At 62.7% G+C, this 13,410-nt stretch carries 13 protein-coding genes; 11 read left to right on the forward strand and 2 right to left on the reverse strand.

Translation table 11 applies throughout. The features are described from left to right. The first annotated feature begins 17 nt into the window (after positions 1 to 17). Genes BR47_RS0103960 through BR47_RS0104000 form a run of 9 tightly spaced genes read left to right on the forward strand, consistent with a single transcriptional unit; the run spans position 18 to position 8,399 of the window. Positions 18 to 1,043: a virulence factor Mce family protein gene (locus BR47_RS0103960; RefSeq protein ID WP_029118655.1), complete on the forward strand. Its 1,026-nt coding sequence runs from the start codon at positions 18 to 20 to the stop codon at positions 1,041 to 1,043. Continuing rightward, positions 1,040 to 2,377, forward strand: a complete 1,338-nt coding sequence (locus BR47_RS0103965; protein WP_036426689.1) for an MCE family protein — start codon at positions 1,040 to 1,042, stop codon at positions 2,375 to 2,377. Before BR47_RS0103960 ends, BR47_RS0103965 begins: the two co-directional genes overlap by 4 nt. Then, the gene (locus tag BR47_RS0103970) at positions 2,374 to 3,681 is read left to right on the forward strand and encodes an MCE family protein (protein WP_051634594.1); all 1,308 of its coding nucleotides are present in this window, start codon (positions 2,374 to 2,376) and stop codon (positions 3,679 to 3,681) included. Before BR47_RS0103965 ends, BR47_RS0103970 begins: the two co-directional genes overlap by 4 nt. Then, positions 3,678 to 4,838 carry an MCE family protein gene (locus BR47_RS0103975; RefSeq protein ID WP_036426690.1) on the forward strand — a complete coding sequence of 387 codons (1,161 nt, stop codon included), beginning with the start codon at positions 3,678 to 3,680 and terminating at the stop codon, positions 4,836 to 4,838. The genes BR47_RS0103970 and BR47_RS0103975 overlap by 4 nt, the downstream gene beginning before the upstream one ends. Next, a complete protein-coding gene (locus BR47_RS0103980) occupies positions 4,839 to 6,281 on the forward strand; it encodes an MCE family protein (RefSeq protein WP_029118659.1) in 1,443 nt (480 codons plus the stop codon). Continuing rightward, positions 6,248 to 6,910 carry an Rv1363c family protein gene (locus BR47_RS0103985; protein WP_029118927.1) on the forward strand — a complete coding sequence of 221 codons (663 nt, stop codon included), beginning with the start codon at positions 6,248 to 6,250 and terminating at the stop codon, positions 6,908 to 6,910. Before BR47_RS0103980 ends, BR47_RS0103985 begins: the two co-directional genes overlap by 34 nt. Then, positions 6,907 to 7,383 (forward strand): Rv1363c family protein, encoded by a 477-nt coding sequence (locus tag BR47_RS0103990; protein ID WP_029118660.1) that lies wholly within the window; start codon positions 6,907 to 6,909, stop codon positions 7,381 to 7,383. The genes BR47_RS0103985 and BR47_RS0103990 overlap by 4 nt, the downstream gene beginning before the upstream one ends. Before the next feature lie 11 nt (positions 7,384 to 7,394). Then, positions 7,395 to 7,748 (forward strand): DUF732 domain-containing protein, encoded by a 354-nt coding sequence (locus tag BR47_RS0103995; RefSeq protein WP_051634636.1) that lies wholly within the window; start codon positions 7,395 to 7,397, stop codon positions 7,746 to 7,748. A 15-nt stretch (positions 7,749 to 7,763) separates the two neighbouring features. Further along, positions 7,764 to 8,399 carry a CAP domain-containing protein gene (locus BR47_RS0104000; protein ID WP_029118662.1) on the forward strand — a complete coding sequence of 212 codons (636 nt, stop codon included), beginning with the start codon at positions 7,764 to 7,766 and terminating at the stop codon, positions 8,397 to 8,399. Positions 8,400 to 8,539: 140 nt separating this feature from the next. Here BR47_RS0104000 and BR47_RS31905 read toward each other — a convergent pair whose 3' ends face one another. Both BR47_RS31905 and BR47_RS31910 read right to left on the reverse strand, forming a co-directional pair. Then, positions 8,540 to 9,952 carry an FAD-binding oxidoreductase gene (locus BR47_RS31905; protein ID WP_081831190.1) on the reverse strand — a complete coding sequence of 471 codons (1,413 nt, stop codon included), beginning with the start codon at positions 9,950 to 9,952 and terminating at the stop codon, positions 8,540 to 8,542. Positions 9,953 to 10,010: 58 nt separating this feature from the next. Beyond that, positions 10,011 to 11,003 carry an alpha/beta fold hydrolase gene (locus tag BR47_RS31910; RefSeq protein WP_141772182.1) on the reverse strand — a complete coding sequence of 331 codons (993 nt, stop codon included), beginning with the start codon at positions 11,001 to 11,003 and terminating at the stop codon, positions 10,011 to 10,013. Positions 11,004 to 11,310: 307 nt separating this feature from the next. On the opposite strand from BR47_RS31910, the gene BR47_RS29645 reads away from it, so the two are divergent. Together BR47_RS29645 and BR47_RS0104020 are read left to right on the forward strand one after the other, a co-directional pair. Further along, the gene (locus tag BR47_RS29645) at positions 11,311 to 12,360 is read left to right on the forward strand and encodes a phosphotransferase family protein (RefSeq protein ID WP_051634597.1); all 1,050 of its coding nucleotides are present in this window, start codon (positions 11,311 to 11,313) and stop codon (positions 12,358 to 12,360) included. Next, positions 12,357 to 13,400, forward strand: a complete 1,044-nt coding sequence (locus tag BR47_RS0104020; RefSeq protein ID WP_029118663.1) for a TIGR03857 family LLM class F420-dependent oxidoreductase — start codon at positions 12,357 to 12,359, stop codon at positions 13,398 to 13,400. Before BR47_RS29645 ends, BR47_RS0104020 begins: the two co-directional genes overlap by 4 nt. The last annotated feature ends 10 nt before the right edge of the window (positions 13,401 to 13,410 follow it).

Below are 13,410 nucleotides of genomic sequence, written 5' to 3' on the forward strand. Positions count from 1 at the left end.
GGGCCGGAGGGCACAGCGTGGGTAACGTCAAGGGTGCCGCGGTACGACTGGCCGTATTTCTTGCCGTATGTCTGCTGGGCGCATTCGCGCTGGTGACCGTCTTCGGTGATTTCCGATTCGCGGACGGCAGAACCTATTTCGCGCAATTCACCAACGTGTCGAATATGCGCAGCAACAGCACGGTGCGAATCGCGGGCGTCGAGGTCGGCAAGGTCAAGAGCATCACCGTCAACCGGAATGCCATCGTGACGGTCGAATTCACCGCCGACAGTTCGGTTGTCCTCACCGAAGGCAGCCGAGCGGTGATCCGCTATGACAACCTGGTCGGTGACCGGTTCCTCGCGCTCGAGGAGGGCCCCGGCGGCGTCAAGAAGCTTGATGACGGTGCAACGATTCCGATCGATCGCACCCAACCGGCATTGGACCTGGACGCCGTGATCGGCGGGTTCAAACCGCTGTTCCGTGCGCTGAGTCCCAAGCAGGTCAACGACCTCAGCGGGCAGTTGATTCAGGCATTCCAGGGTCAGGGGCCCACTATCGGGTCGTTTCTGACGCAGGCCGCTGCGGTGACGAACACCCTTGCCGACCGCGACCAGTTGATCGGTGAGGTGGTGAACAACCTCAATACGGTGCTCGCCACGTTCGGGGGTAAATCCGACCAGTTGGACAAAGCCGTGACATCGCTGTCCGAGCTGACGAGCCGACTTGCTGAACGCAAGAAGGACATCTCCGACGCCGTCGCGTACACCAACGCAGCCTCGGGTACGTTCGCCGACCTGCTTGCCCAGACGCGGCAACCGATCCAGAAGGTCGTGCACGAGACCGACCGGGCAGCCGCGATCGTGGTGGCCGATCACGACTACTTCGACAACCTTCTGAACACCCTGCCCGACAAGTACAAAGCCCTAGGGCGGCAAGGGATTTACGGCGACTACTTCAGCTTCTACCTCTGTGACGCGGTGTTGAAACTCAACGGCAAAGGGGGCCAGCCGGTGTACGTCAAGGTCGCCGGGCAGAGCACGGGACGGTGTACACCACGATGAAGACGTTCGCAGAACGCAACCCGGTCACCATCGGAGCTATCGGTGTCACGAGCGTTGTCCTGATCGCGGCAGGTGCGCTGGGTTTCCAGAAGCTGCCGGCCTTGACCAGTTCCAAGACCTATGCGGCCCACTTTGCCGAAGTCGGTGGCCTGCGTACCGGTGCCGGCGTGGATGTCTCCGGCTATCCCGTGGGCAAGGTCTCGACCATCGAACTGGACGAGAAGGGCGTGCTCATCACGTTCACCGTTGACCGGAGCATCCATTTGGGCGACCGCACCGAGGCCGCGATCAAGACCAAGGCATTGCTGGGCAGCAAGATAATGGACATCACCCCACGCGGTGACGGCGAACTCACCGGCACCATCCCGCTGGAGCGGACCGTGTCGCCCTACCAACTGTCGGACGCACTCGGAGACGTGACCGCCGCGGTAAGCGATCTGGACACAAACCAGCTGTCGGACTCGTTGTCCACCCTGGCGCAGACGTTCTCGGGCACCGCACCAGATCTCCGGAAAGCGGTCCAGGGCGCAGCACGATTCTCCGAGACACTCAACAAGCGCGATGGCCAGCTGCGCAGCCTACTCGACAACGCTGCCAAGGCAACGGGCGTGCTGGCCAAACGCAGCGACCAGGTGGTGAGTTTGGTCAAGAGCACAAACACCCTGCTGGCGCAGCTCAGGACGCAGAGTGCGGCTCTGGATCAGTTGTGGGCCAACATCTCTGCGGTATCACAGCAACTGAAAGGCTTCATCGAGGAAAACCGGACCCAGCTCAAACCGGCGCTGGACAAGCTCAACGGGGTGTTGACGATCGTCGACAACCGTCGGGAGCGCGTGCAACAGGCCATCAAGGGGCTCAACGCATATGCGATATCACTCGGCGAATCAGTCAGTTCCGGGCCCTTCTTCAAGGCGTACTTGGCCAACCTGCTGCCCGGTCAGTTCGTCCAGCCATTCGTCGACGCTGCCTTCTCCGACCTCGGGCTCGACCCCGCCACCAAGCTGCCGTCGCAGTTGACCGAACCGCCGGTCGGTCAGCCCGGCACCCCGCCGCTCCCGGTGCCGTTCCCGCGGACCGGCCAAGGCGGCGAACCCCGCTTGACTGTGCCCGACGCGATCACCGGAAACCTCGATCCCAACATGCCGGCGCAGTTCCCTGGCCGGTACCCGTACCGCGAACCATTGCCGGCCCCGGCGCCAGGCGGTCCGCCGCCTGGACCCCCGGCCCCGCCGCCGCCAGGACTGGAGTACCCATCGAAGCCGACTCACGAACCGGTTTACGTACCCGCTCCCGGTGAGGTGCCCGCCTTGCCGAGCACAGGAGGTAACCCGTGACGAAATTGCCGAAAGGCCGCGTGATTCTGGCCGCTGCCGTGGTGTTGGTACTCGCGGTGGGTGCTGTGGTCGCCATCAAGGTGACCGACCAACTATCCCGGAACATGGTGGTTGCCTACTTCGACAACAGCAACCAGGTGTTCCGCGGTGACGATGTGATGATCCGTGGTGTCCCGGTCGGCAAGATTGCCGAGATCGAGCCGCAACCAGATCGGGTCAAGATCACGTTCTGGTTCGACAGGAAGTACAAGGTCCCTGCCGACGTCAAGGCTGTGATCATTTCGCCGCAGCTGGTGACGGGCCGTGCGGTGCAGCTGATACCGCCCTACGGCGGCGGGCCGACTCTGGGCGACGGAGCTGTCATTCCGCAGAGCCGCACCGCTGTGCCGATCGAATGGGATCAGGTCAGGGAGCAGCTGCAGCGCCTGGCCGAACTGCTCAAGCCGGCCAGCCCGGGCGGCGTCAGTACCCTTGGGCAATTCGTCAGCACCGCTGCTGACAATCTGCGCGGGCAGGGCGCAACCATCCGTGACGCAGTGATCAAGCTGTCGCAGGCCGTGGCCACCCTCGGTGACCACAGCGGCGATCTGTTCTCCACCATCAAGAACTTGTCGATCGTGGTGTCCGCCCTGAAGGGCAGTGCCGGTTTGCTCGAATCGCTCAACACCAATCTGGCTGAGGTGTCGGCATTGCTGGTCGACGATCCGAACAAGGTCGGGCAGGCGGCACGTGACCTCAACTCGGTGGTCGGTGACGTGAAGACCTTCGTGGCTGACAACCGCGAATCGATCGGCGTCGCTTCGGACAAGCTCAGCTCGATCTCCAACGCGGTAGTTGCCAGTCTCGACGATCTCAAGCAGACATTGCACATCGCGCCGACAACCGTCGCCAACTTCAACGCAATCTACGAACCGGCGAACGGATCCCTTACCGGCGCAATGGCTGCCAGCAACTTCGCCGATCCCATCGGATTCCTGTGCGGCTCGATCCAGGCCGCATCGCGCCTGAATGCAGAGCAGGCGGCGAAGCTCTGCGTTCAGTATTTGGCGCCGATCGTCAAGAACCGTCAGTACAACTATCTGCCTCTCGGACAGAACCTGTTGGTCGGCGCACAGGCCCGGCCGAACGAGGTGACCTACAGCGAGGACTGGATGCGACCGGACTACGTCCCCCCGGCCGTCTCGCCCGCTGCGCCCGTGGCGGTCCAGTCAGCGACGGTTCCGGGCTCGGCCGAACCGGTGACCTCGGATCCTGCAGCCGGCCTGCAGGGCCTGATGGTGCCCCAGCCAGGAGGTGGCTCATGAAGTCCCGATGGCTACGGCACGCCGGTTCGGCGGCAATCTTGATCGCCGTCGTGGCGGGTACAGGCGGCTGCACGGAATGGCGCGGTCTGAACTCGCTGCCGCTGCCGGGCACCGAAGGCGGTGGTCCCGGTTCGTTCGAGGTGCAGGCACAGCTGCCCGATGTCAACAACCTGCAGCCGAATGCCCGGGTGCGGGTCGCCGACGTCACGGTAGGCAGCGTGACGAAGATCGAGCGCCAGGGCTGGCATGCGCTCGTCACCATGCGCATGAGCGGCGACGTGGATGTCCCCGCCAACTCGACCATCAAGCTGGGCCTGACCAGCCTGCTGGGCACCGTGCACCTAGAACTCGGGCCGCCCTCCGACGGTAGACCGATGGGCAAGCTGCATGCTGGTTCGCTCATCCCGCTGGCGAGCGCGGGCAGCTTCCCGACGGTCGAGCAGACCCTTGCGGCACTGTCGATGGTGCTCAACGGTGGTGGTGTCGGGCAGATCCAGGACATCACCGAAGCCTTGAGTACCGCATTTCGTGGCCGGGAGCAGGACCTGCGCAGCCTGATCGGGCAGCTCGATGAATTCACCGGCCATGTCAACGAACAGACACCGGAGATCATTGCGGCGAACGAGAGCCTCAATCAGGTGGTCGGGCGGATCGCCGCCGACCAGAAGACCCTGGACCGAGCGATCGACACCATCCCGAAAGCACTGGCGGTGCTCAATAGCGAGCGCAACACCATTGTCGACGCGGCGAACGCGATGGCCAAATTCAGCGCGCTTGCGACCGACACCATCAATCAGTCCAAGGAAAACCTGGTCAAGGAGCTGAAAGAGCTCGGGCCGACGCTCGAGTCGCTGGCCAATGCCGGGCCGGCTCTGACCCGCTCCCTCAGCCTGATCCTGACGTTGCCGTTTCCGAACGAGACCATCGAGAAGTGGCAGCGCGGCGACTACGCCAACCTGACGGCGATCTTCGATCTGACGCTGAGTCGCATCGACGCAGGGTTCTTCACGGGCACGCGCTGGGAGTGCGACCTGACCGAGCTGGAGCTGCAGTGGGGCCGCACCATCGGTCAGTTCCCGAGCCCGTGTACCGCAGGCGGGCCGAACAACCCGGGCAATCCGCTGACCATTCCGTATCGCTGGGATCAGGGGCCGTAAATGCATTTGGACAAACGCGTGAAGATTCAGCTGATCGTCTTTGCGGTGATCGCGCTGACCGCAGTGTCAATCATGGCCCTGCACTTCATGAACCTTCCTGCCAAGCTGTTCGGCATCGGCCGTTACACGGTCACGCTGCAGCTGCCGGAGGCCGCCGGCCTGTACGCAACCGGAAACGTCACCTACCGCGGGACCGAGGTGGGCCGAGTGCAGGATGTGCACCTGACCGACGACGGTGTAGACGCGGTGCTGTCGCTGAAATCAGACATTCCGATACCGTCCGATCTCATCGCCGAGGTGCACAGTCAAACTGCCATCGGCGAACAGTTCGTCGCATTGACGCCGCGCAACGGAAAATCGGCGCCGCTCAAGAATGGCGACGTCATCAAACGCGATGCCGCCTCTGTGCCGCCGAACATCAACGGTGTTCTCGAGGCCGTCAACACGGGGCTGGAGGCCATTCCACGGGAGAACCTCAAGACCGTCGTCGACGAGTCCTACACTGCCGTAGGCGGTTTGGGCCCGGATCTCGCCCGCCTCATCAGGGGCGGCTCCGATCTGGCGATCGACGCACGCAAGAACCTCGACCCGTTGCTCACCTTGATCGACCAGTCCCAACCGGTGCTCAATTCGCAGACCGACACCTCCGGGGCGATCGCCGCATGGGCAGCCCATGTCGCGACACTCACGGGGGAGTTGCAGACACATGACGCCGATGTCGCCGGCGTCATCAAGAACGCAGGCCCTGCTCTGGCCGAGGGGCGCCAATTGTTCGAACGCCTGCAGCCGACACTGCCGGTGCTGCTGGCCAACCTCGTCAGCGTCAACAAAGTCGCGTTGGCATACCAGCCGAACATAGAACAATTGCTCGTCCTGCTGCCCCGGATGATCGAAGCGGGACAGGCCTCGATACTGGCCAACCTGAACACCAAGCAGGACTACAAGGGTGCTTACCTGAGCTTCAACCTGAACCTCAACCTGCCGCCACCATGCAACACCGGATTCCTGCCGGCCCGGCAGATGCTGAACCCCACCGTCGAGGACTACCCGAACCGACCGTCCGGCGACCTGTACTGCCGCACACCACAGGACTCGATGTTCAACGTCCGTGGTGCCAAGAACATCCCGTGTGCGACGGTGCCGGGCAAACGCGCGCCGACGGTCAAGATGTGCGAGAGCGACGAGCAGTATGTGCCGCTCAACGACGGCTACAACTGGAAGGGCGATCCCAACGCGACATGGACGGGCCAAGACATTCCACAGCTGCCGCCTGGACCTCGTCCGGCCGGCGCGGCACCGCCGCCGATCGCGGTCGCCCAGTATGACCCGGCCACCGGCACGTACATCGGCCCGGACGGAAAGTCCTACACCCAGGCTGATTTGGCAAACACACGGAAGGAGACCCCGACATGGCAGTCGATGCTGACGCCGCCGGGGAGTTGATGTCGAGTACCGAAACAGCAGTCGCGGATCCGCCGGAAACGGAACCGGCAGTTGGGGACTCGTCGGAAACTGACACTGCCGACGCAGATACTGCGGAATCCCAGGACGCCTTCGAAAATGAGACGTCCTCGCCCACAGGCGATCCCGGTGCCGGACTGAAGGTGCCACTGATGTTCGGTGTGGTGATCGTCGTTGCGCTCGCCGTGCTGGTTGGTTGGCTGGGTGTGCAGGCCCACCGATCGCAACAGGAGCAGCAGGCGCGTGCTGAACTGCTACAGGCCGCCAGGCAGGGTGCGGTGAACCTGACGACGATCGACTGGCAGCGCGCCGACGCTGATGTGAAGCGCATACTCGATGGGGCGACCGGACAGTTCTATGACGACTTCGCCAAACGCTCGAAACCATTTGTCGACGTGGTGAAGCAGACCAAGTCCGTGTCGGTCGGCACCATCACCGAAGCCGGGCTGGAGTCGGTGACCGCTGACGGTGCCCAGGTCCTGGTCGCGGTTGCCGTGAAGACGTCGAATGCCGGTACCCCGGATCAACAACCGCGAGCCTGGAGGATGCGGGTGTACGTCCAGAAGGTCGGCGCCGGCGCGAAGGTGTCGAATGTGGAGTTCGTGCCATGAGGCGGGCAATCGTCTATGTAGTGCTGCCTGTGGTGGCACTGTTGCTCGCACTGGGCGCTGGTTTCCTGAAATGGCAGGATGGCTCGGCTCGCACCGCGCAGGCCGCCGGAATCGAAGCCGTTCGGGCCGCCACCGAGGGCACAGTCGCACTGCTGTCCTACAAACCCGAGACGGTAGTGCAGGATCTGGAATCCGCGAAAAGTCGTATGACCGGCACGTTCCTGGACTCGTACGCGAAGCTCACCCACGATGTGGTGATCCCAGGCGCCAAAGAGAAGCAGATCTCCGCGGTGGCTACCGTTCCGGCTGCGGCCGCCACGATGGCGACCGACCGCCACGCTGTCGTGCTGCTGTTCGTTGACCAGACGGTCACCATCGGCAACGGGGCTCCGACCAACACCGCCTCAAGCGTGCGGGTCATCGTCGACAAGGTCAACGGCCGGTGGCTCATCTCCCAATTTGATCCGGTGTGAAGGTCATGACCATGCGAAAAGCCTTGGTAGGAACGGCAATCATCGCGGCCGCCGCGGCTGTGGTGACCCCGCAGGCACACGCCGACGCGGTCGCATACCTGTTCAACGTGCAGGTGCGACCGGGATACAACTTCCCCAACGCCGACGCGGCGCTGAACTACGGCAACGGCATCTGCGACAAGGTGATGTCCGGTCGACTGTTCGCGCAGGTAATGGGTGACGTGCGAACCGATTTCGACACCACTGACGACTATCAGGCGTCGTATCTGATCTCCCAGGCGGTCAACGAGCTGTGTCCGGCGCAGATCTGGCAGTTGCGCACCTCGGCCGCCCACTACACCTCACCGCCCGGCGTCACCCCCTGACTGGTTGGAGTAGATATGCCGAAACATTCACTGGCACTGCCTGTTTTGACCGTTGCCGCGGCGAGCGCGGTATTGGGCACCCCGACCGCACACGCCGACAACAAGCGCCTCAACGACGGTGTGGTGTCCAACGTGTACACCGTCCAGCATCAAGCGGGGTGTACCAACGATGTGCATATCAACCCGCAACTGCAGCAGGCGGCTGAATGGCATGCAAAAGATGTGCTGAACAATCGCAGCCTTGACGGAGATACCGGATCCGACGGGTCCACGGCGGCCTCCCGAGCCAAGGCTGCCGGCTTCGGTGGCCCGGTTGCCGAGACGGTCGCCATCAACCCTGCCCTGGCGATCAGCGGTATCGAACTGATCAATCAGTGGTACTACAACCCGGACTACCACTCGATCATGGCCAATTGCGCCAACAACCAGATAGGAGTCTGGTCGGAGAACAGCCTGGATCGTACGGTGGTCGTCGCTGTATACGGACAGGCACCCGAACCGCCGCCGCTACCCGTGACTGAAGGTGGTCAGACCGGCGGCTTTGACCCCAATCCTGATTACGACGGCAGCGATGAACTCGAGCATGGTCTCAATTGGCTGCCATGGATCCTGCGCGGCGTATACCCGCCGCCGGCCTATCCGCCGAACTGACGAACCGCTTGGTTGACGGTGGCCAGGCCGCAGTCGGCCCCAGTGATGTCATGCACTGGGCCCCGATGGCTGGACGCCGGACCTTTGCCCAACCTACCTACTGCGGCGACGATCGATTCCAGTATTCATCGCGCCTATCGCTACGTTAGGCGGCCATATTCGCGCAGTTCTTTGATCACCTTATCTGGCAATTGCATGCGTTCCGCTTCGTCTTCGGTGAGCGAAGGAGGGATGCTGGCCGGGAACTGAAATGTATTGTCAGGGTCGTATCGGTGTTTGATCGCGACCAATCGCGCAAAGCTATCCAAATACCGGGGGTACAGGGCATCGTCAATATTGAAATCATTATAGTTCAGGTAGGTTCCGCTCCTGTACAGGGCCAATTCCTGATCAATTGCAGAGAGCCAGTCGAAATAGACGTGATCCAAATCTGGGTCCGACCAGTCGATCCGGATGTCGAAACTCATCAGGGCATCCAGGTGCGGAAAAGAGACCGGATCGTTCTCCGCCATCTTTGTGAATACTTGTGAGCCGGCCCCACAGACTATTGTGATGGTATTTCCGGTTGCCTCGGCGTGCATCCTGCGGAGAGCTTCGATGCCCGCCGCATCGAGCGGTTGCCTGAAGTACGGTTGCAGAGCCCCAAATCGTGTCCGCGTATAGACTTGCGGCTCGATTAGTCCATCTTCGTTCCCTACCCGCTCAATGTAAGGGATCACTGCATATTTTGTTTCGCGCGGAGCTGGAACTACATCCAATAGGGACTGCAGCAGAGGCTCAAGCTCTTCTGTCGTGGTTGTTGTGCAAAGAACGGAAAGTGCAATCTTGCCGTAGTGCTGTGCGGGCAGAAAGAGCAACGTGTTCAATCGCGAATCCGATGTCGGCAACCAACGTTGGTAGGCGTCGAATACTTCCGCGAAATGGTCCCACGACCACACGAGCCTACAGGTGGCAACATCGGAAATGGGTACGGTCTTCAGTGTGACTGCGGTCATGATCCCGAATATCCCGCCGCCACCACCGCGGCATGCCCAAAACAGATCTGCGTGCTCGTCCTTGCTAGCCGTGAGAATCCGGCCATCAGCGGCGACGATCTCGAAAGATAGCGCACGTTGTGCCAACATTCCGTACGTGCGGCTGAGGTATCCATAGCCACCGCCGAGCACCAGGCCGCCTACGGCTACGCGTGGACAGGTGCCCCCTGGGACAGTAACTCCATTCGCGAACAAGTCTGAGTAGACATCTCCGAGGCGCGCCCCGGGGCCGAGGGTTACTTCGGTGGTGTCGTCGTTGAGCACCAGCGAATTCATGCCCGACAGGTCGATCACGGCACCATCATTCAACGCCGAGTAGCCTTCAAGCGAGTGCCCGCCGGAACGCACTCGGAAAGGTAGCTGTTGCTCCGTGCAGCGCTTCAGGGCCGAAGCGACTTCATCGGCATTGCAGCAGAATATGATTTCGGTCGGGTGAGACTGGTAGACGTCATTCCACCCTTTGCGGGCTTCGTCATACTCGGGGTCGGATGGCGATATGGTGCGACCGGTCTGACTCATGCGGAGAACCTTCCTTTTACGGACTGGACATTCCGTGCCGGTCTCATACCTGGAGGTATTACCCGGCAGCTTCGTCGTGTGCCCTGCTCCGTCGACCGCCGGTTCCGCTGGCCTCGTCAGTCGCGCCACGCGCTGGGATCAGTTGGCCGGAATTCAGCCGCCTGTCCAACCTGCCAACCGCGGCGACAAGCGATTCCGCATACCGCTCGGGATGTGTGATGGGAAGGTCGTGGTCGGCGTCGAGTGTGGTGACGTGGGCACCGAGCAGCTCCGCGAGCTCCCGCTGCAGCTGGGGGTGGCAGACGTGGTCGCGCGCGAGCACAAGGAATTCACAAGGGCGCTCCACCCCATGTGCAAGACGGGGTCGCAAATCGAAGGCCGGCATGTGCTCGCTGACTGACAGCACATCGGAAAGCGTTGTGCGCGAGTACTCCCGGAACAACCACCGCGCGCGTTGTGCTCCCAGGGCGCTTGTTCCGCGAGCCAGCATGGCCATCAGCAGCCCCGGCGGTGGATTGATTCCGATTGCTACCAATGGACGAAGAGCGTTGAGGCCCGCAAAGATCATCCGGTCCCGCAAGCGCGTCGTATAGCATGCCGCGGTCCCGGCAATCACAGTGCCGGCCACGCGATCTGGGTATCGCTCAACCACATCGGCGGCGATGCCGCCCCCCATGGAGAACCCGCAGAGGATTGCGCGGTCGATATCGAGCGTGTCGAGCAACGCAATGACGTCGTCGGCGGCGTCGGTCAGCGTGAATCCACCTCCGCGTGGGCCTCGTCCGTGCATCCTGACGTCCGGTGCAACGACCCTGTGTGCCGCTGATAGCGGCGCATAAACGTCAATGTAATTGAGGTCGGCGGTCATGGCCCAGCCGTGTAGTAGCACTACGGGAATTGAGTCGGGTGGGCCTGGAACTTCGCGCACGAACGTTTCGCCGCGTTCACCGAGTCGGACGATTCCGCCGTTCGGAAGGAGCGGTTTTGCCGATGGGCTGCCGAAGCTCAGACACGTGCTGATCAACCGTACTAGATGTGCCTGGCTAGGCATGATGATCACCTCGTCGTGGTCACTGGCGCGATCCGGTCAGCATAACTGACTGTACGCACAGTCGATGTTTGGCGATGCAGATCGGCCGATGTGGTTAAGTACGTCTGGTTTGCCGGGTGATCGGGGTCCGCGCGGTTGCTGGATGCTCGATATCGAGTTCGTCGGTGTCGGTTCGAATGTCCCGGCGCGCCGCGATGTTCCCTGTTCGGCCAGCTGTCCTGGACTGAACCTGCGGGGGCCTGCGTTGCGCGACGCGAGATTTGGCCTAGCTTGGCTGTACGGACGGTCGCTATGTCACCCTAGGGTCGTGCTGAAGAATCTTGATCCGACGGCCTGTCTGACCGCAAGCCTGCTCAATGAGGCGCTCGCGGGCGTTCGCGGCGATGCAGAGGTCGTTGGACTGTCGAGCATGGCAGTCGGTACCGGTCAAGTGGCTGTGAGTGCGCGACTCGCCATCGAATACGACCGGCCAACGGCGGCACCTCGGCGCCTGATCGCGAAGTTCGCCGATCCAGATCCGGAACGCCGGCGACAGGTTCGGCGGGAGGGTGCATACGAACGAGAGGTGCGCTTCTACCGTGAGCTCGCACCGCGGGTTACGGTCTGCACACCGACCGTGTACGCGGCCGAGTTCTCTTCCGAGACAGGTGATTTCCTGTTGTTGCTCGAAGATCTGGCACCCGCGTTGCAGGGTGACCAGCTGGCAGGCTGCACGGTCGATGTGGCTGCCACGGCGATGGACCAGATCGCCGGTCTGCACGCTCCGTGCTGGGGCGAGGATCGATGGCGAGAGCTGCAGTGGCTACGCCGGGATCGCCCCGGTATCGCCGCGGTGACCCCGCGACTGTGGGCGAGCTTTCAAGACCGGTACTCGGGGCTGATCAGTGATGAGATCCGCTGTGCCGGGGAACTTTTCGTCAAGAACCTCGATGCCTGGTTGTCTCGGGAGACCCGCCACCGAACCGTGGTGCATCGTGACTTCAGATTGGACAACGTCCTGATCGGAGAGCAGGGCTCGATGGCGGTCGTCGACTGGCAGACGTGCGCCATCGGGTCCGGTCCCGAAGACGTGGCCTACTTTCTCGGTAGCGGTCTGCGCGCCGAGCTGCGGCACAAGCTCGAGGAAGGCCTGGTCAGGCGCTACCACGACTGCATTGTCGAGCTCGGTGTCCACGGCTACTCCTGGTCCGAGTGCTGGCTGGACTACCGCCGTGGTGCGTGGCACGGAATGTTGATGTCGATCAATGCCGCCATGCTCGCCCGGCGCACGGATCGTGGAGATCAGATGTTTCTCACCATGGCGCAGCGGTACGCGCGCCAAGTGCTTGAGCTGAACTCGGCGGGGGCGCTGTCGTGAATCGCGAACTGGGCTGCTACCTGCTCGCCGGCCCGAGCGACGATCCGCGCAAGATCATCGACGAAGTCCGGGCCGCGGAGGAGCTGAACCTCGGCACGGCCTTCCTGTCCGAACGGTTCGATGTCAAGGAAGCCGCTACGTTGTCGGGGGCCGCCGGTGCCGCATCCGAGCGCATCCGGATCGCCACGGCCGCAACCAATCACAACACGCGCCATCCGATGGTGACGGCCGCATATGCGACCACGATGCACCGACTGACCCGAGGACGCTTCATGCTCGGACTCGGGCGCGGCGGCGCACAGGCATTCGCCGCATGGAACCTGCCCGCGGTCACGACCGCGCAACTGGAGGATTTCGCCGGACTCATGCGGAGACTGTGGCGCGGCGAGACCATCCGCGATCATGACGGCCCGGCAGGTCGCTACACCCGCCTGCGGCTCGATCCGCGCTTCGACGAGACGATTCCTCTCGGCTTGGTGGCCTTGGGTCCGCAAACTCTCGCGCTCGGCGGCCGGGCGTTCGACGAGGTCGTGCTGCACACGTACTTCACCGACGAGACGTTGGCGCGTTCAGTGCGCATTGTGAAGGAGGCTGCCGAACGTACGGGCCGAGATCCGGCGTCGGTGCGGGTGTGGTCCTGCTACGCAACCATCGGTGACCACATTCCGGAGCCCCGTCGTCTGCGTGCGACCGCCGGTAGGTTGGCGACCTACCTCCAGATCTACGGTGACCTGCTGGTCTCCACTAATCGCTGGGATCCCGCTGTCCTTGCCAGATTTCGGGCCGACCCGGTGGTTGCCAATGTCCGTGGGGCTATCGATGCAGTCGCAACTGACGACCAAGTCGAGCACATCTCGGGCTTGCTACCGGCAGAATGGCTGAGCGCCGCGGCGCAGGGGAGTGCGCAGCAGTGTGCAGCGAGCGTTCGAGCGCAGTTGCGGGTGGGCGCGGACGCTGTGATCATGCACGGCGCCACGCCAACGGAACTGGCACCCGTGGTCTCCGCCTACCGGGAGTCCATGCCTTCTCCCCAATATTGACCGTACGTAC

Source organism: Mycobacterium sp. UNC410CL29Cvi84, assembly GCF_000686745.1.
Classification (GTDB): domain Bacteria; phylum Actinomycetota; class Actinomycetes; order Mycobacteriales; family Mycobacteriaceae; genus Mycobacterium; species Mycobacterium mucogenicum_B.